This is a genomic window from Streptomyces sp. NBC_01089 (assembly GCF_045162975.1).
In the GTDB taxonomy this organism is placed as follows: domain Bacteria; phylum Actinomycetota; class Actinomycetes; order Streptomycetales; family Streptomycetaceae; genus Streptomyces.
In genome coordinates, this window is the sequence record NZ_CP108660.1 from 7,201,115 (window position 1) to 7,220,653 (window position 19,539).

A 19,539-nucleotide genomic window follows, 5' to 3' on the forward strand; every position below is an offset into this window, starting at 1 on the left:
CCGACTGGTTAGTTCTGAGAGTAGGGTCGCCCTCGTTCCCCGCCGCCCACACGGCACCGAACACCCATGCGCCGAGTGCCGCCCCGTCCACGGGGGTGCCCGCACCGAGCGCGGCTCACGCCGGCCGATCCGGCCGCCGGTCACGGATACCGAGACACATGCTGACCTTCATCGCCCGCAGAATCGCCGCAGGAGCGCTGCTCCTGCTCGTCATCTCCCTGCTCTCCTACCTGCTCCTGTCCATCCCGGACACGGACGTGGGACGCCAGCTCCTCGGCCAGGGCGCGTCGCAGCACGCCATCGACGCCAAGAACGCGTCCCTCGGCCTGGACCGGCCAGTCCTCGTCCAGTACGGAGACTGGCTCTCCCACGCCGTCCGCGGGGACCTCGGTATCTCCTGGTTCACCAGCGAGGACGTCACCCAGGCCATCGCCAACCGACTGCCCGTCACGGTGAGCCTGATGCTCGGCGTCACGCTCGTGACCGCCGTGGTGTCCTTCCTGCTCGGTGTGTGGGCGGGGGTCCGCCGGGGCGCGGCCGACCGCTTCGTACAGGTGCTCGGCGTCATCGGTTACGCGCTGCCCGGGTTCCTGGTGACGCTGGTGCTCGTCCTGGTCTTCGCGGTCCGGCTCGGCTGGTTCCCGGCCATCGGCTACACCCCGTTCACCGAGTCGCCCGGCGGCTGGTTCTCGACCGTGACGCTGCCGGTGCTCGCCCTGTCGGTGGCCTCCGTCGCGGGCGTCTCCCAGCAGGTGCGCGGTGCCGTGGTCGACGTCCTGCGCCAGGACTACATCCGGACCCTGCGGGCGCGCGGGCTGCCCCAGTCCCGCATCGTCCTCAGACACGTGCTGCGCAACGCGTCTGCGCCCGCACTGTCCGTCCTCGGCATGCAGTTCGTCGGTCTGCTCGGCGGCGCGGTGCTCGTGGAGCAGATATTCGGGCTCCCGGGAATCGGCAGCATGACCGTTTCGTACACCACCCGCGGCGACATCCCCGTGATCATGGCGCTCGTCATGCTCACCGTGATCGGCGTCGTCCTGATCAACCTCCTGGTCGACATCCTGATCGGCTGGCTGAACCCGAAGGCGAGGGTCGCATGAGCGACAACCTCCCGGCCGGCACGGCAGCCGCCCCGGCGGGGCCGCGGCCACACGCCGTACTGCGGCGGCTGGTGCGCAACCCGCTGGGCGCCGTCTCCCTCGCCATCCTGGTGATCCTCGTGGCCGCGGTGCTCCTGGCACCGCTGCTCGCACCGCAGGCCCCGGGCACCTCCGCACTGCGCGACGCCTTCGCAGGCCCCAGCGGCGCCCACCCGCTGGGCATGGACTCGGCCGGGCGCGACATCCTCTCCCGCATCCTCTACGGCGGGCGCAACACCCTGGGCGGCGCCCTCATCGCGCTCGGCGTGGCCCTCGCAGCCGGGGTGCCGTCGGGCCTGTTCGCCGGTTACTACGCGGGCCGGTTCGACGCTGTCGTCAGCTGGTTCGTCAACCTCGTCATGGCACTCCCCGCCATGGTCGTACTCCTCGCGTCCCGCGCCATCCTCGGCCCCAAGGTCTGGGTCCTGATGATCGTCCTCGGGGTCCTGGCCGCCCCGAGCTTCTTCCGGCTGGTGCGCGGGATCGTGGCCAACGTCCGCGGTGAGCTGTACGTGGACGCCGCGAAGGTCTCCGGGCTCTCCGACGTCCGCATCGTGGCCCGGCACGTCCTCATCGTGGTGCGCGGCCCCATCATCATCCAGGTCGCACTCGTCGCGGGCATCGCCATCGGGCTGCAGGCCGGGCTGGAATTCCTCGGCGTCGGCAGCGGATCCACCGCCACCTGGGGCGCCATGCTCAACGAGGCGTTCCAGAACATCCAGCGCCGCCCGGTGCTGCTGCTGTGGCCGGGCCTGGCGCTCGGGCTCACCAACGGCGCTCTGGTCCTGATCGCCACCGCCCTGCGGGACGTCCTGGAGAGCCACAGCGACCGGCCGCCCCGCCGCCGAAGGCCCGGCGGGGACACCGCGGCCGAGGCTCCGGCGCCCGGCGGCGGGGAGCGCGCGGCGCTGCTGTCCGTCCACGGTCTCGCCGTCGAGTACGCCCAGCCGGACGGCACCGCCAAAGAGGTCGTGCACCGCGTCGACCTCGACGTGCGGCCCGGTGAAATCGTCGGCCTGGTCGGCGAATCGGGCTCAGGAAAGACCCAGACCGCCTTCTCCGTCCTCGGCATCCTCCCCGAGGGAGGCCGCATCAGCCGCGGCAGCGTCCTGGTGGCGGGACAGGAGACAGCGGGACTGCACGAGCGCGCGCACCGCACACTGCGCGGACGCACGGTGGCGTACGTACCGCAGGAGCCGATGAGTAATCTCGACCCGGCCTTCACCATCGGCAGCCAGTTGGCTGAACCACTGCGCTGCGTCCTCGGCCTGTCCCGGACGGAGGCGGCCGCACGCGCCGTCGAGCTGCTGCGCCTCGTGGAGATCCCCTTCCCGGAGCAGATCGTCCGCCGCTACCCGCACGAGATATCCGGCGGCATGGCCCAGCGGGTCCTCATCGCGGGTGCCATGTCCTGCGAACCGGACCTCCTCATCGCCGACGAACCGACCACCGCCCTCGACGTACGCGTCCAGGCCGAGGTCCTCGACCTGCTGCGCCGGCTCCAGCGGGAGCGGGGCCTCGGGGTGCTCCTGGTCACCCACAACCTGGGCGTCGTCGCGGATGTCTGCGACCGTGTCGCGGTGATGAGAGCGGGCAGCATCGTGGAGACGGGCAGCACCGGCCAGGTCCTGCACGACCCGAAGGACCCCTACACCCGCACCCTGCTCGACGCCGTCCTGGACACGGCGCCGACGCGTGCGCCCTGGCAGCCCCGAGAGGCGAGGAGCACCCCCGCATGAACCCCCGGACGACAACCACCGCCGGAGCGGGCACCCCCGGTACACACCCGGAGGACGCGGCCCTGCTGACCATACGGGAGCTGTGTGTCTCGTACCCCGGCAAAGGCCGGCGTGCCCGGCGCACCGAGGTGCTCAGAGGTGTGGACCTGGACATCAGGGCCGGTGAAACCCTCGGTCTGGTGGGCGAGTCGGGCTCCGGCAAGACCACGCTGGGCCGCGCGGTTCTCGGGCTGGTCCCGGTCGCGTCCGGCACCGTCACCTTCGACGGTGAGCGCATCGATACGGCGGCCACCGCCCGTCGCCGCGCCCTCAGCCGCGACCTTCAGGTGATCTTCCAGGACCCGTACACCTCGCTGAACCCGTCGCTGACCATCGGGGACACCCTGGCCGAGCCGCTGATCGGGCAGGGCGCCGACGCCCAAGAGGCCCGCGGCCGCGTCGGGGACCTCCTCGACCGGGTCCACCTGCCCGCGGATGCGGCCCGACGCCTGCCCCGGGAGTTCTCCGGCGGTCAGCGCCAGCGGGTTGCCATCGCCAGGGCCCTCGCGCTCCGGCCCCGCCTGGTCGTCTGCGACGAACCGGTTTCCGCGCTCGACCTCACCACCCAGCGGACGGTCCTCGACCTCCTCCTGGAAATCCAGGAGGAGACCGGGGTGGCCTACCTCTTCGTCTCCCACGACCTGTCCGTGGTCCGCTGCATGAGCCACCGCGTCGCCGTGATCCATCAGGGGGAGATCGTGGAGTCGGGCGATACCGGGCAGATCACCGGCTCTCCTCAACACCCTTACACCCGCGCCCTGCTGCTGTCGGCACCCGTCGCGGATGTGGCCGAACAGCGCAGGCGCAGGGAACAGCGGGCGGCGGCCCGTGCGGCGAGCGCGGGCTGACGGCGCAGGGGGCGACTGACGTCGCGCCGCGGGCTGACTCCCCGGCGGGGCGGCCAGGACGCGGCTGGGTGGGATGAGCCAGGTCATGGCGCGCCGCCCGGCCGCGGCCCCCGGTAGCCCGGCCGGGACGACCGGTCGATGCCGACTTCGTAGCGGATGCGGGAGCCGGCCCTGTTGCCGCTGACGTGGGCGTCCGTGGAACGGATGGCCAGGCCGATGGCGTGGTCGGGGGAGGCGGCGAAGACGTTGCCGGTGATCGTGGCGTGCTGTACGTCCTCGAACATCAAGGTCTGTGAAGCCTTCAGGGTCTCGCAGTAGTTGTTCCTGACGGTGATGTCGTACGTGTGGCCGCGGCCGTCGCCCTCGCCGTCGTGGGGGCCCTCGGCCATCAGGCACATGTTGTCGATCCGCTCGCAGCGGTTGCCCTCGATCAGGACGTGGTGGCTGGGCGGGGTGTCGCTGGCGAAGGTCTGCATGCAGTCCGCGTGGCCGTAACGGTTGGAGGCGCCGGTCACGGTGTTGTGCTGGATCTTCAGGTCGTTGCCGAAGAAGCGCAGGCCGTCACCGTCGCCGCCGTGCGGGCGGGTGACGGTGTTGTTCCGTACGGTGATGTCGTTTCCGGTGATCTCGATACCGGGGGCCCGCGGGGTGTCGACGTGGTAGCCCTCGACGACGACATGGTCGGCCTCGACGGTGATGCCGTCGACGGTGCGGCCGTTGCCGTGGTGGACCGCCGGGTGCTTGGCGGTGCCCCCTTCCGTGATGACAAGCCGTAGGGCTGATCGCGACGACGCGGAGCGCGCGGTGGTGGCCGGGCTCAGGGGCAGGGGCAGGGGCAGGGGCGGGGACGGGCGTTGTGCGGTCGCGGCCGTGAGCGTCGCCAGCAGGGCGGCGCCGACGATGAGCCGGCCGCGGACGCCCTTCGGAGTGCGGGTCGTGGTCGTCATGGTGCGGGAGCGTAGGAGCTGTCCCCGGGAGGGGTCCCGGGGACGGCGGCCGGGCCCTCTCCCCAGCTGGGCTTCAGGCGGCGTCGATCAGCGTCAGATCCATCGGTACGAGGCTGGTCGAGGCCATCAGGGCGCGGATCAGACGGTCGTTGAGCGCGTTGCCGACCGGCTCGCCCACCTCCTCACGGGTCAGCCCGGCCACTCCGTCACGGGAGAGCCGCTGACGCACCGCGTTGACGGTGTGCTCGACGCGCTTGTCCGTCCAGCCCGCCCCGGGCCGCAACTCGGCGAGCAGGGCGGCTGTCTGCTTCCACGTCAGCGGCTGCGGGCGGGGCTCGTGCAGCAGGTACCGCCGTCCCAGCACGACGAGGACCGGCTTCTCCTGCTCACTGAGCTGCCACACCCGGGGCGGCCGGGTGACATCACCGTGGCGCGGCACCGGCCGCTCGTCGTCGGGGCCGGTGACGAAGACCTCCAGCAGGTGCTCGCGGCCCCGCGAACCACCGGCGAACAGCGGGGTGTAGCCGGTGGCGAGGGGAAGCGGCTCCTCGCCCCTGAACAGCAGCCGGGACCCGGCGCAGCGGATCGGCAGCCGCCCCTCGTTGCACACCCACCACCGCCCGCCCCGGTGGGTGAACGTGCCCTGGTGCCGGCTGACCCGGGCATCGTCCTCGCCCACGCAGATGTGCACGTCGGGCCGGTTGCGGCCGAACAGCACCGCACGGCCCTCGCCCGGGCCCAGCGCCAGGCCCCCGGCGAGCGCCAGCGCGTAGAGCGTCCCGGGCACCGGGCCGGAGGCACCCCTGGCCAGGCTGCCGTGGCCGGCGGGCAGGGGCTGCCCGTCAGGAGAGGGGCATACTGTCGCGCGGTGTACCGGTGTGGGACGTACCGGAGCGGGGCGCACGGTCACTCGCTCCCCGGCTGCTGCTTCGCGAGCTCGTGCACCACGGTGGCCGACAGGTTCTCCGCGGTGTCGCAGAGCCGTCCGGCCGGCTGCGGCGCGTAGACGGTCAGCTCCACGAACTCCACGATGTCGTCGCCGACGGCGGTCGTGTACGTACGGTGCGGGGTGCGCACGACACAGCTGTGGTCGCCGGATTCCCCCGGTGACGCATAGCTCTTCCGTCCGGCGACGCGGACCGGCTTTCCGTTGTCCGACAGTTCGTTGTCCCGGTTGAACAGGACGTCCACGCCCGTGTCGCCGGTGGAGGACGACCACTCGCACCGCCAGCCGCCGAAGCCCCGGTCCGGGGCCCCGGCCTCGACGCCCGGCACCTTCCCGAGGGCGGACGCGTCCAGTACCGAGCACGCGTCGCGACGGGCCAGGGAAGCCGCGGCGGCGGGGGAGGAGCGCCGCGGGACTGCCCCGCGGTCCAGTACGCCCACGGCCACATCGGTGCCCGCGTCGGCCAGTTCGCACGGATCGGGCGCCCCCGCCACGCGCCGCTTCGCCACGAGTACGACCTGCTGGTGGTCGGCGGTCGCGATGTGCCGCTCGCACTCGTCACCGTCGCGTGCGTACGACCCGACGGTGACGTTGCCGACCCGTCTGGTGGGCACGTCGTCCTCGAACCGGGCCCGCGTCCTGTCGAAGGCCAGCTCCAGGTCCGCGAGTTCGTCCCCGTTGCCGGTCTCCACCACGACGTCGCAGCGGTTGAACTCTCCGTAGGCCGGGTCGAGCCGGGTCGAACCGAACCGGCTCAGCGAAGCGGCGTCGAGCAGACCGCAGGGGGCGGCCGTAGCGGCGTCGCCGATGGTCCCGGCCCGGCCCGCGGGCGCGGCGGCCGAGGGCGCGGCGTCCGTGCGTGTCCCGCTGCCGCTCCCCGAGGTCCACGGGTGCAGGACGGCGGCCGTGATCGCGGCCGCCGCGACGAGCGCCCCCGCCGTGATCGTGAGCGGCCGGCGCCGACGGCGTACGGCCCGTGGCAGCCGGCGCGTGACGGAGAGGAGGGGGCTGAGCGGCAGGGTGACGCCGTCGTGCAACTTCGCCGCGATCTCCGGCGGGGGAGGGGCGGCACGCGTCAGCAGCCGGTACGCCCCGGTGGCGTCGGGCCGGTTCCTGGGCTCCAGCTCCAGCAGCGCGGCCAGCGGGCCCGTGAGCAGACCGGCCCGCACCATGGGTTCGATGTGCCCCTCGATGGCCCGGGCCACGTACGCCATGGGGTGCTCGGCCTGCCCGTACGGCGACTGGCCCTCGACCGCCGCGTACAGGGTCGCGCCCAGGGAGAACACATCGGACTTCTCGTCCGCAGGTTTCCCCTTGACCAGTTCGGGCGCCAGATAGCGGGGCTTGCCCCGTACGACACCGGTCGTCGTCCTGGTGGCCTCGCTCCACAGCGCCCGGGAGATCCCGAAGTCGGTGAGCCTGGCGATGCCTTCGCCGGTGACCAGGATGTTCTCCGGGGTCACATCGCCGTGCACCACGCCCTCGCTGTGCGACTTCGCGAGCGCGGCCGCGATCTGGCCGCCGATCGCCCCGGCCTCCGCGGGCGGCAGCGGACCGCGCTCGGTGACGAGTTGCGCCAGGCTCCGCGCGGGGACGTACTCCATGACGATCCAGCAGGTGTCGGCGTCGTGGTCGCAGTCGAAGACACCCACGATGTTCGCGTGGTGCAGCCGCCCGGCGTTCCGTGCCTCTTTCATGAGCTGCTGTGTGGCCCGGTCGTCGTCCGGGTGGGAGAACTTGACCGCGACCTGCCGCTCCAGCCGCTCGTCCCAGGCCCGCCAGACGACGCCCATGCCGCCCTTGCCGATGGTTTCCTGTAACAGATACCGGCCTGCGACCTTGGTTCCTGCCTCCGGCGTCACCAGCACCGCCCGTCCTCACCCCTCGTGCCACAGGACACCCCATGTGCTGCGACGATCACGGAGTGTACTCGGCGGTGACGGCTCCGGCAGGGCTTCGCGCCGACCGGCACAAGATCCTCCCAGGGCCCGGCGGTTACCTCCCCGTACGCCCAACGGTTCCGTAAGCGGCAGCGGTTGGCGCACAGTCGGCGGATGTCCGGGCGGGCGGACCGGCCGTACCAGGTCAACAGCGGTGCGGCCGGGAATACTTGGCTCTTCGGGGTCTGCCATACTTCGGGCTTCCGAGGCAGTGGCAGCCTCCTGAGGCAGTGGCGGAACAGGGCCGGACGTGAACCAGAGCGGACCGTACATACATCAGCGCACCCCGACCGAGCGCTCCCAGCTCCGTCGCACGGACCTCATCGCCACCGGACGGAGGCTGTTCGCCGACACGTCCTACGACGCGCTGTCGATGGACGACATCGCCCGGCACGCGGGGGTCGCGAAAGGGCTCATCTACTACTACTTCAAGAGCAAACGCGGCTACTACCTGGCCGTCGTCGAGGAGTCGGTGTCCGACCTGGTCGCCCGCGCGGCCAGCGACACCGAGCTGCCACGGGCCGAGCGGGTGCACCGCACCGTCGAGGGATATCTGCTCTACGCCCAGCACAACAGGGCGGCCTTCCGCACCATCGTGACCGGTGGCGTCGGCTTCGACACCCAGGTGCAGGCGCTGCGCGGCGCGGTCCGCGAGGAGCTCATCGCCACCATCGCCGATGGCGCCTACGGCCGCCGGGACATCCCGCTCCTGGCCAGGCTCGCGCTGCTGGGCTGGCTGAGTGCGGTGGAGGGCATCACGCTCGACTGGCTCGGCCACCAGGAACTCGACCGGGCGGAGATCCGGGAGCTGCTGGTGCGGATGTTGCGCAACACCCTGGACACCATCGGCGAGTTCGTCGATGAGTGCCCGTCGCCGCCTGCGGAGTGAGACCGGGAGCGCGCCACGGGGTGGAGGCCGGCCGGCCTCCACCCCGTGGTTCGTACGCGTGGTGCTAGCTGATGGCGTGGATCAGTTCGCCGTTGGAGGTGTCGCCGCTGAGCTCCCAGAGGAAGGTGCCGCCGAGGCCCTGCTCGTTCTTGTAGGCCATCTTCCCGGCGATGGTGGCCGGGGTGTCGTAACTCCACCAGTTCGAGCCGCACTTGGCGTACGCGGTGCCGCCGACGGTGCCGGTGGCCGGGCAGCTGGTCTTGAGGACCTTGTAGTCCTCGATGCCCTGCTCATAGGTGCCGGGAGCCGGTCCGGTCGCCGTGCCGCCGGGGGCGTCCTGGGTCACGCCGGTCCAGCCGCGGCCGTAGAAGCCGATACCCAGGAGCAGCTTGTCCGCGGGCACGCCCAGGCCCTTGAGTTTGGTGATCGTGGCGTCGGTGTTGAAGCCCGCCTTCGGGATACCGGTGTACGAGGTGAGCGGGGAGTGCGGGGCGGTCGGCCCCTGCGCGTCCCAGGCGCCGAAGTAGTCGTACGTCATCGGGTTGTACCAGTCGACGTACTGGGCGGCTCCCGCGTAGTCGGCGGAGTCCATCTTGCCGCCGTCCGAGGCGTCAGCCGTGATCGCGGCGGTGACCAGCGACGACGAGCCGAACTTGGCGCGCAGCGCGGCCATCACGTTCTTGAACGCCTCAGGTCCGCTGGCGTCACAGGAGAGGCCGCAGTCGTTGGGGTACTCCCAGTCGATGTCGATGCCGTCGAAGACGTCGGCCCACCGCGAGTCCTTGACCAGGTCGTAGCAGGACTGGGCGAACGCGGCCGGGTCCTTCGCGGCCTCGGCGAAGCCGCCGGACCAGGTCCAGCCGCCGAAGGACCAGATGATCTTGAGGTTGGGGTGCAGCTTCTTCAGCTCACGCAGCTGGTTGAAGTTGCCCGCCACCGGCTGGTCCCAGGTGTCGGCGGTGCCGTCCACGCTGGAGGACGCGTCGTAGGTCTTCTGGTAGTCCGCGTAGGCGTCGCCGATGGCGCACTTGCCGCCGGTGACGTTGCCGAACGCGTAGTTGATGTGGGTGAGTTTGTCCGCGGAGCCCGAGGTCTGGATGTTCTTGACCTGGTAGTTGCGCTGGTAGACATCCCAGTCCGCGTAGTAGCCGACGACTTTGCTGCCCGCGGCCGTCTTGGTGCCCGCCTGGGTGCTCGTGGCCTTCGTGGCGGCCGCGGCGGCGTGGTGCTCGCCCGCGGCCGCCGTACCGGCGCCGGCGAGCAGTGAGACGCCGAGGGCCGCCGTACAGGCGGCTGCGAGCAGGGCCCGGACCCGGGCCCGTGGGTGGAATCGTCCGAACATGCTGTCTCCTCGTGGGGAGGGGGGACGGAAGATGAGGGCTGTCTGGTGTGCGTTTTGGCATGAACGCGAAAAGCCAACAGCTGGAAGGTAGATGGACTAGACCAGTGCGGTCAATGGTTCGGACCAATTTCGCCCCGTGACGGAAGTCCGCCGATCGGGCATACTCAAGCCGCCACAGCCTCTGGTCAGCCTCTTCCGCGATCCGGGAGGGCAGCATCGGCTGAAGGTGAGATCCGGCAGCGTCGCCACACCCTGGCCACGCGTACGCCGCAGCGCCCGACAGGGAGGAGAGCGTCGCCATGCCCGACCGCGCCCCGCAGTTGGTGGACCGCCAGTTGCCCACCGAGGAGTCCCGGGACCTGCTCGCGCTGGTGCGCGACATCGTCCAGCGGGAGATCGTCCCCGGTGCCGCCGCCGAAGAGGAAGCCGGCCGGTTCCCCCGTGAGGTCTTCACCCTGCTCTCGGAAGCCGGACTGCTCGGCCTCCCCTACGACTCCGCGTACGGCGGCGGCGACCAGCCGTACGAGGTCTACCTCCAGGTCCTCGAAGAGCTGGCGGCGGCGCGGCTGACCGTCGGTCTCGGTGTCAGCGTCCACTCGCTCGCCTGCCACGCCCTCGCCGGATACGGCAGCAAGGAACTGCGGGCCGCGCACCTGCCCGCGATGCTCGGCGGCGGGCTGCTCGGGGCGTACTGCCTCTCCGAGCCCACCTCGGGCTCCGACGCCGCTTCGCTCCGTACGAAGGCCGTACGGGAGGGCGACGACTGGGTCGTCACCGGCACCAAGGCATGGATCACGCACGGCGGGGTCGCCGATTTCTACACGGTGCTCGCGCGCACCGGAGGCGAAGGGGCGCGCGGGATCTCGGCGTTCCTGGTACCGGGTGACGCCGAAGGGCTGACCGCCGCCGTCCCCGAGAAGAAGATGGGGATGAAGGGCTCACCCACCAGTCAGCTGCACTTCGACGGCGTGCGGGTGTCCGGCGAGCGGCTGATCGGGGACGAGGGCCAGGGCTTCGCCATCGCACTCTCCGCGCTCGACTCGGGGCGGCTGGGAATCGCCGCCTGTGCCATCGGAGTTGCCCAGGCGGCGCTGGACGAGGCGGTGCTGTACGCCACGGAGCGGCAGCAGTTCGGCCACCCCATCGCCGACTTCCAGGGACTGCGCTTCATGCTCGCCGACATGGCCACCCAGATCGAGGCGGGCCGCTCCCTCTATCTCGCGGCCGCGCGGCTGCGGGACGCCGGGCGCCCCTTCTCCCGGCAGGCCGCCATGGCCAAGCTCTTCTGCACGGACGCGGCGATGCGGGCCACCACCGACGCGGTCCAGGTGCTCGGCGGTTACGGCTACACCGCGGACTTCCCGGTCGAGCGGTTCATGCGGGAGGCCAAGGTGCTGCAGATCGTCGAGGGCACCAACCAGATCCAGCGGATGGTCATCGCCCGCCACCTCGCTGGTCCTGAGTCGCGCTGAACTGACCCGGCTGGACGGTCGTCGCTGTGAGGTGTGCCCACTCCTGGTCGCTGCGGCCCGGCAGGGTCCGTCCCGCCCGTCCCCACTGGCGGACCAGGGCCTGGTAGATCGGTGCGTCCGTGGTCTGCGGAAGCGATTCTTCAGGGGCGGGCGCGGTGAGCCGGCGCAGCCTGGCCCCCGTTCCCGTCCCGGTCCCGTAGTGCAGAAGAGTCATACACGGTCAACGCCGCCCGGCGGCGCGCGGTCACCGCCCCGCGCCGTCGGGCGTCTGTTCGCGCGGTCAAGGCGCGGTGTGCGCGGCTTGGTCCGGGCGGCCGGGCCGGGCGGGGCGGGGCCGAGCTGGGCGGCGGGCGGAGCGGTTCAGGTGTGGCGCGGTTTAAGGTCTGGCGCGATCCGGGTCTGGCGGTCCGCACCGTTTCTGACGTACCGTCACCTTCCCTGTCAGCAGGAGGATGCCGTGGCCGACGACCGACCCATCGCGCTCGACGAATACCCCGTCCACCAGGTGCCGCTGTCGATGAAGCACGTCGCGACGGGCGACCGCAACGCCTATGACCGCTGCATCTTCCACGTCTTCGACCACCGGGGCAGGGCGCTGCTCATCGTGGGACTCGGCGTCTACCCGAACGTGGGGGTGATCGACGCCTACGCGACCCTGCGCACCGGTGACCGGCTGCACGCCGTACGCGCGTCGGACGCCCTCACCGACGACCGGATGAACCTCTCCGTGGGCCCCCTGCGCATCACCGTCGACGTCCCGCTCCAACGGCTGACGCTGCACTGCGCGGCCGACCCCGCCGACCCGGACTCCCTCTCGTACGACATCGAGTGGACCGCGGCCTTCCCGGCCGTCTGGGAGCCGCACCATGTGCAGCGGCGCGGCGAGCGGCTGATGCTGGAGGGCCGCCGCTTCGTGCAGGCGGGCAGCTGCTCCGGGGTCATACGCGCGGGCGGCGATGAGATACCGGTCGTGGCGGGGGAGTGGACCGGCACCCGGGACCGGAGCTGGGGCGTGCGGCCCATCCCCGGCGAGGAGGGCGGGCGCGCCGAGGCCGAGCACCGGCCCGAGGGGTTCCACTGGCTCTGGATCCCGGTCCGCTTCGACGACCGCTTCGTCATGGTGATCGCCCAGGAGGACGCCGACGGCCACCGGACGCTCAACGAGGCGCTGCTGGTACGCGACGGCGGTCCCGACGTCCAACTCGGCTGGCCGCGCACGGAGATCGAGTACCGGCCGGGCACCCGCCACCCGGAACGGGCCGTCGTCCATCTCGTGGCCCCGGACGGCCGCCCGATGGAGCTGACCGCCGAAACGCTCTGCTCGTCACCGCTGGCGCTCGGCGCGGGCTATCCGCCGGCCACCGACTGGCAGCACGGCACCTGGCAGGGGCGGGGCTGGACCGACCGGCGCAGCTACGACATGAGCGACCCGGCGGCCCACCCGGCCGCCGCCTACGGCGTCACCGACCACGCCGCCCGCTTCACCCTCGACGGCCAGGTCGGCCACGGCATCTTCGAGCACGGCAGCTTCGGCCGCCACGACCCCAGCGGATTCACCGGATACACATCGGTGGCGCCCTGACCCCGGCCCGACCGATCAAGGAGCACCGCCATGGCCACGGCACCACGCCCCCGCACCACCACCCGGGACCCGCAGGAGCTGGGCCGCAGGCTCTCCGCCTGGCTCACCACCCGGCAGCCCGGCACCCGCATCGGCGGCCTCAGCACCCCGGCGTCGAACGGCATGTCGAGCGAGACCCTGCTCTTCGACATCCTCACGGATACACCGGGCCCCGCCGGTCCTGCCGACCCCGCCGACACACCCCACCCCGCCGTCCCACCCGCCCCCGTGGCCTCGTGCGCACTGCGGCTCGCCGCCGACCCCGCCGCGTACACCGTCTTCCCCGCCTACGACATGGAGCGGCAGTACCGGGTGATGAGCCTGGTCGCCGACCACACCGACATCCCGGTGCCGCGCGTCCTGTGGCTCGAAACGGATCCGGGGCCGCTGGGCGCCCCGTTCTTCGTGATGGAGCAGGCGCACGGCAGGGTCCCTCCCGACGTCATGCCCTATACGTACGAGGGGAATTGGCTCCACTCCGCGACCGAGGCCGAACGCGCCGCACTGGAGGAGGCGACCCTGCGCGTCGTGGCCGGGCTGCACCGTCAGTTCCCCGCGGAGCAGGCCGAGTTCCTGCAGCCCGCCGGGGAAGGCAGCCCGCTGCGCCGCCATGTGGACGACCAACGGGCCTACTACGCCTGGGTGGTGGACGGACTCCCGCGCTCACCGCTGATCGAGAGCGCCTTCGAGCGGCTTGAGGCGCTCTGGCCCGAGGACGAGGGGCCCGCCGTGCTCTGCTGGGGAGACGCCAGGATCGGCAACATCGTGTACGACGGGTTCGAGCCCGCCGCCGTACTCGACTGGGAGATGGCGGCCTACGGCCCGTGCGAACTGGACCTCGGCTGGACCGTCTATCTGCACCGCTTCTTCCAGGACCTCACCGAGGGGTCCGGGCTGCCGGGCCTGCCCGGCCTGCTGCGCCGCGAGAACGCCGAGCGGCGGTACGCCGAACTCACCGGCCACACACCGCGCGACATGGACTTCCATCTGCTCTACGCGGCCCTGCGGCACGCGATCGTCATGCTGCGCATCGCCTACCGGCAGGTGCACTTCGGCGAGGTCCGGGTCCCCGCGGACCCGGATGCCATGATCCTGCACCGGGCTTCGCTGGAGGCCCTGGTGCGGGGTACGTACGACTGGTCAGGCGGCTTCGCGGCCCGGCCCGGCGGCCTTGACGGGGCGTGAGCCCGGCCCGCCGACGTGCGAGAACGGCTGCTTGCGCCAGTCCAGGCCCTGAGGGAGCGTCAGCAGCAGCGCGGTGTCCTGCGCCTGGGCCTCCAGGGACGCGTCGGCGGGCCTGGCGTCGGACGCCGCACGCCCGGTGCCCGCGCACGCCGTCAGCCCGAACGGATTCCACGGGCTGGCGCAGAGCGCGTGCTCCGGCAGTACGACCTCACCGGCGAGGAGGGCGATCGGCTGCGCGCAGTCCGGGCAGATCACCCGGTACATCTCAAAGGTGTCGTAGGCCGCGAGACCCGGATCGTTCTCGATGGCCGCGAGTTCCGCGGGCTCGATGGAATCGACGCTCTTCAGCTTGTGCATGGAGATTCTCCCCCTCGGGTGGGCCGACCAGTAACTGTGGTCTCGACCACAGCAAGCACTTCCCGCCCGGTGTCCGCGGTAATCGCGCGTTCCCCGCGGACACGGCTCCAGCCCTGTGGCCTTCGTCACATGAATGCGTCAGGGGACCCTTACCGGCCCTCTCCAGCTGTGCCGGAGGGGGTCGGGGCCATAGGTTGATCCGTATGGAGGAGCTGGATCGCCGCATCGTGGAGTTGCTCGTCAAGGACGGGCGGATGAGCTACACCGACCTGGGCAAGGCCACCGGCCTGTCCACATCGGCGGTGCATCAGCGCGTACGCCGTCTCGAACAGCGGGGAGTCATCCGCGGGTACGCCGCCGTGGTCGACCCGGAGGCCGTCGGGCTGCCGCTGACCGCGTTCATCTCGGTGAAACCCTTCGACCCGAGCGCGCCGGACGACATCGCCGAGCGGCTCGCCGGGGTCCCCGAGATCGAGGCGTGCCACAGCGTGGCGGGCGACGAGAACTACATCCTCAAGGTGCGTGTGCCGACACCGCTGGCCCTGGAGAACCTGCTGACCAGGATCCGCTCACTGGCCGGGGTCTCCACCCGTACCACCGTCGTGCTCTCCACCCCGTACGAGGCGCGGCCCCCGGAGATCTGAGCGGTCCCCGCCCCGGCGCGGGGACCCCTGCGCCCGACCGGTGCCCCGCAGGCGGGAGACTGTTCTCCATGACCGAGAGCACCGCCCCCCAGGCAGACCACCGCACCGTACTGCTGCGCGGTGGGGACATCCACAGCCCCGCCGACCCCTTCGCCACCGCCATGGTCGTGGAACGCGGGCACGTCGCCTGGGTGGGCTCCGAGGGGGCGGCCGACGCCTTCGCCAAGGGTGTCGACGAGACCGTCGACCTCGAAGGCGCCCTGGTGACCCCGGCGTTCACCGACGCGCACGTCCATATGACCTCCACGGGGCTCGCCCTCACCGGCCTCGACCTGTCGGCCGCACGGACCGCGCAGGAGGCCCTCGGGCTCGTACGGGAGCACGCGGCGGCCCGCCCCGACGACCGGGTGCTGCTCGGCCACGGCTGGGACCCCTCGGCCCGGCCGGACGGACAGCCGCTGTCCCGCACCGCGCTCGACGAGGCGGCCGCCGGCCGGCCGGTCTATCTGCCCCGCGTCGACGTCCACTCGGCCGTGGCCTCCACCGCCCTGCTCGACCTGGTCCCGGGGGTCACCTCGCTGCCCGGCTACCGGGCGGACGCCCCCCTGACCGGCGCGGCACACCACGCCGTACGCGCCGCCGCCCACGCCCGGATCACGCCCGCGCAGCGCACCGAGGCGCAGCGTGCGGCCCGCGCGCACGCCGCGTCGCTCGGGATCGGCTCGCTCCACGAGTGCGCCGGTCCCGACATCTCCGACGAGGACGACTTCACCGGTCTGCTCCGGCTCGCCGCGCAGGAGCAGGGGCCGCGGGTCTTCGGCTACTGGGCCGAGCGCGTCGCCGACGGCAAGGACGCCCGGCGCATCCGGGAGCTGGGCGCGATCGGCGCGGCCGGTGACCTCTTCGTCGACGGCTCGCTCGGCTCGCACACCGCCTGCCTGCACGAGCCGTACGCGGACGAGCCGCACACCGGCGCCGCCCATCTGGACTCCTCCGGCATCGCCGCCCATGTCGCCGCGTGCACCGAGGCCGGGCTCCAGGCCGGCTTCCACGCCATCGGGGACGCGGCCCTCACCGCGGTCGTCGACGGGGTGCGGGCCGCCGCGGAGAAGCTCGGCCTGGCCAGGATCCGCGCCGCCCGCCACCGCGTCGAGCACGCCGAGATGCTCACCCCGGAAACCGTCGCCGCCTTCGCCGAACTGGGGCTCACCGCCTCCGTGCAGCCCGCCTTCGACGCCGCGTGGGGCGGCGAGCACGGGATGTACGCCCAGCGGCTCGGCGCCGGGCGGGCCGCCACCCTCAACCCGTACGCGGCCATGCTGCGGGCCGGAGTGCCGCTCGCCTTCGGCTCCGACAGCCCGGTCACCCCGCTCGACCCCTGGGGGACCGTACGGGCCGCCGCCTTCCACCGGACCCCCGAGCACCGGATCTCGGTACGCGCCGCGTTCACCGCCCACACCAGGGGCGGCTGGCGGTCCATCGGCCGGGACGACGCCGGGGTGCTGGTGCCCGGCGCCCCCGCCGACTACGCGGTCTGGCGCACCGACGACCTGGTGGTGCAGGCCCCGGACGACCGGGTGGCCCGCTGGTCGACCGACCCGCGCTCCGGCACCCCGGGCCTGCCGGATCTCACCCCTGGGGCCGAACTCCCGGTCTGCCTGCGGACGGTGGTCTTCGGACAGACAGTCTTCGTGAGGCCGAACGAGTGACATCGCGGTATTTCGTGCGGCCGATCGATGCCGGAAAGTCTCTCCCGTCACCTGCGGCTCTTCCGCACTGACCTGGTCATTCATCAGAACACCGCAGGTCGGCCGAGTGTTGACAGGAAGCGGCCACCGGCGGGTAGGTTCGGCCGAGTCCACCACAGGACGTCCGACCGGCAAACCTCCACGCAGTCGTCGAACGCCGCTGGGTCATGGGGCGGCACGCCGGCAGGTGTGCCACCACTGGGAGCCAGGTTCAGCGCCCGCGCCTCGGGGGCGAGGGAGGTTTCAGCCGGAAGGGGGTCCGCCCTGCTCCTCAGGAGTTCGCGGGCAGGTGCGACCCGGGTGGGGCCCGGACGTTCAGTAGACAACGGCTCTCGGTCGACCCGCAGCCAGCGGGCCCCAGGTCGGCCCGAAGGACGCCGGGCCCCGATCCGAAGTTCCCCTTCCCCTCTCGGGAGTCGGGCCCACCGACGCGGCTGCGTTCCGCCACTCCGGCGCTGGATAAGGTGTTGGCTCGGCGTAGGGACACAGTGAGGGGCAGTAGTGAACGACGGCGGTGAGCGGCGATTCGGTCCGCTCGGCAAGGTCTTGGTCATCATTCCGACCTATAACGAGGCCGAGAACATCAAGCCGATCGTTGCCCGGGTTCGCGCCGCGGTGCCGGAGGCGGACATTCTGGTCGCCGACGACAACAGCCCGGACGGTACCGGGAAGATCGTCGACGAGATGGCGGAGGACGACCCGCAGGTCCAGGTACTGCACCGGGAGGGCAAGGAAGGACTCGGCGCCGCGTACCTCGCGGGCTTCCGCTGGGGCATCGAGCACGGGTACGGCGTCCTGGTCGAGATGGACGCCGACGGCTCGCACCAGCCCGAGGAACTGCCCCGGCTGCTCACCGCGTTGAAGGGCGCCGACCTGGTGCTCGGCTCGCGGTGGATGCCGGGCGGACGGGTCGTCAACTGGCCCAAGTCCCGGGAACTGCTCTCGCGGGGCGGCAGCACGTACTCGCGACTGCTCCTCGGCGTACCGATCCGCGATGTCACCGGTGGTTTCCGGGCGTTCCGCAAGGAGACCCTGGAAGAGCTCGGCCTCGACGAGGTGTCGTCGCAGGGCTACTGCTTCCAGGTGGACCTCGCCCGGCGGGCCGTCGAGGCGGGCTGCCATGTGGTGGAGGTTCCGATCACCTTCGTCGAGCGCGAGATCGGCGACTCCAAGATGAGCAAGGACATCGTGGTCGAGGCGCTGTGGCGGGTGACGGCCTGGGGGGTCGGCTCGCGGGCGGGCCGGCTGCTGGGCAGGGAGCCCTCCTGACCTCCCCAGCACGTCATCCGTGCGCGCCTGCAGGCACACTGGGAGCATGACGACCGGCACACAGCCCCCGACCGCTCCCAGACGCTCCAGGGCGCGCACCTTCGTACCGCTGGGCATCGCCGTCTGGGTGATCCTCGAGATCTGGCTGCTGATCCTGGTGGCCGACGTGGCGGGCGGGCTCACCGTTCTCTTCCTGCTCGTCGGCGGTCTCGTACTGGGTGCCGCCGTCGTCAAGCGGGCCGGGCGGCGGGCCTTCCGCAATCTGACGGAGACGGTCCAGCGGCAGCAGACGGGAGCGGAGCCGGCTCAGGAGCGCGAGGGCGGGAACGGTTTCCTGATGCTCTCGGGGCTGCTGATCATGCTGCCCGGGCTGATCACCGATGTGGTGGGGCTCTTCCTGCTGGTGCCGCCGCTGCGGTCGGCGCTGAGCCGGTACACCGAGCGGACCCTGGAGCGCCGGATGAGCAAATCCGCTCCCGGCACCGTCGGCGATGCCTTCCAGCAGGCGCGGATGCACCGTCCTGACGGCAAGGTCGTCCAGGGCGAGGTCATCAAGAACGACGAACGGCCCGATCCCCGGAAGGACGACGAGGGCCCGCGCCCGCCACTGACGCCCTGACCCGGCCTCCGGCGCCCGGCCGGAAAACGGTCCCTCCGGATAAAGAAGCCGGGCAAGAAACCGGTGAAGAAACCGGTGAAGAAAACGGCAGAGCAAAGAGCTGAGGGCCCCGGCACACCCTGAAGTGTGCCGGGGCCCTCAGCCCCTGATGTCGTGCGGGTCGTGCGGTCCGTGAACGCCTGGGCGTTACGCGGACTTGCGGCTGTCCCGCGGATGCACGGCAATGTTCATGGCGCCGGAACGAAGGACGGCCAGCCTCTCGGCCAGCACCTCCTCCAGCTCCTCGCGGGTGCGCCGCTCCATGAGCATGTCCCAGTGCGTGCGCGCGGGCTTGCCCTTCTTCTCCTCAGGGCCGTCCCCGTCTACCAGGAGTGCTTGGGCGCCGCACGCCTTGCACTCCCACTCCGGCGGAATGTCCGCCTCTACAGAGAACGGCATCTCAAAGCGATGTCCGTTCTCGCATGCGTACTCCACCGCCTGGCGCGGAGCCAGGTCGATGCCGCGGTCGGTCTCGTAGCTGGTCACCACGAGGCGCGTGCCGCGAAGAGCTCGCTCACTCATGAATCGTGCCTCCCGGGCTTGTCGCCCACAGGACAGGTGTCGCTGTCGTCGTCATCCGGTCAACGTCCGGTCGGCGGTAAAGATTCCCGTTGCGGGTCATACGTCGCCCGTCGTGCCGCCCCTTGTTGTACCCACCAGTGCCCTCTTTGTCACATCTGCTCAGAGATGTCACCCTGCGATTTCGGCTGATGATCCCGCAGTAACGGTCCGCCTGGTGAGCCAAAGGCGTACACT

General features: G+C 71.5%; 17 protein-coding genes. 11 read left to right on the forward strand and 6 right to left on the reverse strand.

Annotation, left to right across the window (positions count from 1 at the left end):
• Positions 1-158 precede the first annotated feature (158 nt).
• Genes OG510_RS32415 through OG510_RS32425 form a run of 3 tightly spaced genes read left to right on the forward strand, consistent with a single transcriptional unit; the run spans position 159 to position 3,765 of the window.
• Positions 159-1,100, forward strand: a complete 942-nt coding sequence (locus tag OG510_RS32415) for an ABC transporter permease (RefSeq protein ID WP_406141459.1) — start codon at positions 159-161, stop codon at positions 1,098-1,100.
• Positions 1,097-2,878: a dipeptide/oligopeptide/nickel ABC transporter permease/ATP-binding protein gene (locus tag OG510_RS32420; RefSeq protein WP_406141460.1), complete on the forward strand. Its 1,782-nt coding sequence runs from the start codon at positions 1,097-1,099 to the stop codon at positions 2,876-2,878. Before OG510_RS32415 ends, OG510_RS32420 begins: the two co-directional genes overlap by 4 nt.
• A complete protein-coding gene (locus OG510_RS32425; protein ID WP_406141462.1) occupies positions 2,875-3,765 on the forward strand; it encodes an ABC transporter ATP-binding protein in 891 nt (296 codons plus the stop codon). The genes OG510_RS32420 and OG510_RS32425 overlap by 4 nt, the downstream gene beginning before the upstream one ends.
• Positions 3,766-3,848: 83 nt before the next feature.
• Here the strand turns inward: OG510_RS32425 and OG510_RS32430 are convergent, their stop codons facing one another.
• From OG510_RS32430 to OG510_RS32440, 3 genes are all read right to left on the reverse strand, one after another.
• Positions 3,849-4,712, reverse strand: coding sequence for a right-handed parallel beta-helix repeat-containing protein (locus tag OG510_RS32430; protein WP_406141464.1), 864 nt, complete (start codon positions 4,710-4,712; stop codon positions 3,849-3,851).
• A gap of 73 nt (positions 4,713-4,785) precedes the next feature.
• A complete protein-coding gene (locus OG510_RS32435) occupies positions 4,786-5,499 on the reverse strand; it encodes an FHA domain-containing protein (protein WP_406141466.1) in 714 nt (237 codons plus the stop codon).
• Between the two features lie 119 nt (positions 5,500-5,618).
• Positions 5,619-7,526 (reverse strand): serine/threonine-protein kinase, encoded by a 1,908-nt coding sequence (locus OG510_RS32440; protein WP_406141468.1) that lies wholly within the window; start codon positions 7,524-7,526, stop codon positions 5,619-5,621.
• Positions 7,527-7,848: 322 nt separating this feature from the next.
• Here OG510_RS32440 and OG510_RS32445 point away from each other — a divergent pair, with 322 nt between their 5' ends.
• Positions 7,849-8,487: a TetR/AcrR family transcriptional regulator gene (locus OG510_RS32445; RefSeq protein WP_406141470.1), complete on the forward strand. Its 639-nt coding sequence runs from the start codon at positions 7,849-7,851 to the stop codon at positions 8,485-8,487.
• Between the two features lie 64 nt (positions 8,488-8,551).
• Here OG510_RS32445 and OG510_RS32450 read toward each other — a convergent pair whose 3' ends face one another.
• Positions 8,552-9,829, reverse strand: coding sequence for a glycoside hydrolase family 18 protein (locus tag OG510_RS32450; RefSeq protein WP_406141472.1), 1,278 nt, complete (start codon positions 9,827-9,829; stop codon positions 8,552-8,554).
• Positions 9,830-10,128: 299 nt separating this feature from the next.
• Between OG510_RS32450 and OG510_RS32455 the strand changes: the two genes are divergently transcribed.
• The 3 genes from OG510_RS32455 to OG510_RS32465 all read left to right on the forward strand — a co-directional run bounded on the left by OG510_RS32455 (position 10,129) and on the right by OG510_RS32465 (position 14,107).
• Positions 10,129-11,301: an acyl-CoA dehydrogenase family protein gene (locus OG510_RS32455; RefSeq protein ID WP_406141473.1), complete on the forward strand. Its 1,173-nt coding sequence runs from the start codon at positions 10,129-10,131 to the stop codon at positions 11,299-11,301.
• Between the two features lie 457 nt (positions 11,302-11,758).
• Positions 11,759-12,883: a hypothetical protein gene (locus OG510_RS32460; protein ID WP_406141475.1), complete on the forward strand. Its 1,125-nt coding sequence runs from the start codon at positions 11,759-11,761 to the stop codon at positions 12,881-12,883.
• 30 nt (positions 12,884-12,913) lie between these two features.
• Positions 12,914-14,107, forward strand: a complete 1,194-nt coding sequence (locus OG510_RS32465) for a phosphotransferase family protein (protein WP_406141476.1) — start codon at positions 12,914-12,916, stop codon at positions 14,105-14,107.
• On the opposite strand, the gene OG510_RS32470 is transcribed toward OG510_RS32465, so the two are convergent.
• Positions 14,063-14,464 carry a hypothetical protein gene (locus tag OG510_RS32470; protein WP_406141478.1) on the reverse strand — a complete coding sequence of 134 codons (402 nt, stop codon included), beginning with the start codon at positions 14,462-14,464 and terminating at the stop codon, positions 14,063-14,065. The genes OG510_RS32465 and OG510_RS32470 overlap by 45 nt on opposite strands.
• 203 nt (positions 14,465-14,667) lie before the next feature.
• Here OG510_RS32470 and OG510_RS32475 point away from each other — a divergent pair, with 203 nt between their 5' ends.
• The 4 genes from OG510_RS32475 to fxsA all read left to right on the forward strand — a co-directional run bounded on the left by OG510_RS32475 (position 14,668) and on the right by fxsA (position 18,744).
• Positions 14,668-15,108 carry an Lrp/AsnC family transcriptional regulator gene (locus tag OG510_RS32475; protein WP_164266613.1) on the forward strand — a complete coding sequence of 147 codons (441 nt, stop codon included), beginning with the start codon at positions 14,668-14,670 and terminating at the stop codon, positions 15,106-15,108.
• A gap of 68 nt (positions 15,109-15,176) precedes the next feature.
• A complete protein-coding gene (locus OG510_RS32480) occupies positions 15,177-16,817 on the forward strand; it encodes an amidohydrolase (protein ID WP_406141479.1) in 1,641 nt (546 codons plus the stop codon).
• Positions 16,818-17,357: 540 nt separating this feature from the next.
• Positions 17,358-18,125 (forward strand): polyprenol monophosphomannose synthase, encoded by a 768-nt coding sequence (locus OG510_RS32485; RefSeq protein WP_406141481.1) that lies wholly within the window; start codon positions 17,358-17,360, stop codon positions 18,123-18,125.
• A gap of 46 nt (positions 18,126-18,171) precedes the next feature.
• On the forward strand, positions 18,172-18,744 hold the full coding sequence (gene fxsA, locus OG510_RS32490; RefSeq protein WP_406141483.1) for an FxsA family membrane protein: 573 nt from the start codon (positions 18,172-18,174) through the stop codon (positions 18,742-18,744).
• Between the two features lie 186 nt (positions 18,745-18,930).
• Here the strand turns inward: fxsA and OG510_RS32495 are convergent, their stop codons facing one another.
• Positions 18,931-19,305 (reverse strand): RNA polymerase-binding protein RbpA, encoded by a 375-nt coding sequence (locus tag OG510_RS32495; protein WP_161311542.1) that lies wholly within the window; start codon positions 19,303-19,305, stop codon positions 18,931-18,933.
• Between the last annotated feature and the right edge of the window lie 234 nt (positions 19,306-19,539).

Coding starts and splice junctions, on each gene's coding strand:
- OG510_RS32425 (WP_406141462.1), top strand. CDS start 2,875: ATGAACCCCCGGACGACAACCACCGCCGGAGCGGGCACCCCCGGTACA.
- OG510_RS32475 (WP_164266613.1), top strand. CDS start 14,668: ATGGAGGAGCTGGATCGCCGCATCGTGGAGTTGCTCGTCAAGGACGGG.
- OG510_RS32480 (WP_406141479.1), top strand. CDS start 15,177: ATGACCGAGAGCACCGCCCCCCAGGCAGACCACCGCACCGTACTGCTG.
- OG510_RS32470 (WP_406141478.1), bottom strand. CDS start 14,464: ATGCACAAGCTGAAGAGCGTCGATTCCATCGAGCCCGCGGAACTCGCG.
- OG510_RS32430 (WP_406141464.1), bottom strand. CDS start 4,712: ATGACGACCACGACCCGCACTCCGAAGGGCGTCCGCGGCCGGCTCATC.
- OG510_RS32465 (WP_406141476.1), top strand. CDS start 12,914: ATGGCCACGGCACCACGCCCCCGCACCACCACCCGGGACCCGCAGGAG.
- OG510_RS32420 (WP_406141460.1), top strand. CDS start 1,097: ATGAGCGACAACCTCCCGGCCGGCACGGCAGCCGCCCCGGCGGGGCCG.
- OG510_RS32415 (WP_406141459.1), top strand. CDS start 159: ATGCTGACCTTCATCGCCCGCAGAATCGCCGCAGGAGCGCTGCTCCTG.
- OG510_RS32495 (WP_161311542.1), bottom strand. CDS start 19,305: ATGAGTGAGCGAGCTCTTCGCGGCACGCGCCTCGTGGTGACCAGCTAC.
- OG510_RS32455 (WP_406141473.1), top strand. CDS start 10,129: ATGCCCGACCGCGCCCCGCAGTTGGTGGACCGCCAGTTGCCCACCGAG.
- OG510_RS32450 (WP_406141472.1), bottom strand. CDS start 9,829: ATGTTCGGACGATTCCACCCACGGGCCCGGGTCCGGGCCCTGCTCGCA.
- fxsA (WP_406141483.1), top strand. CDS start 18,172: ATGACGACCGGCACACAGCCCCCGACCGCTCCCAGACGCTCCAGGGCG.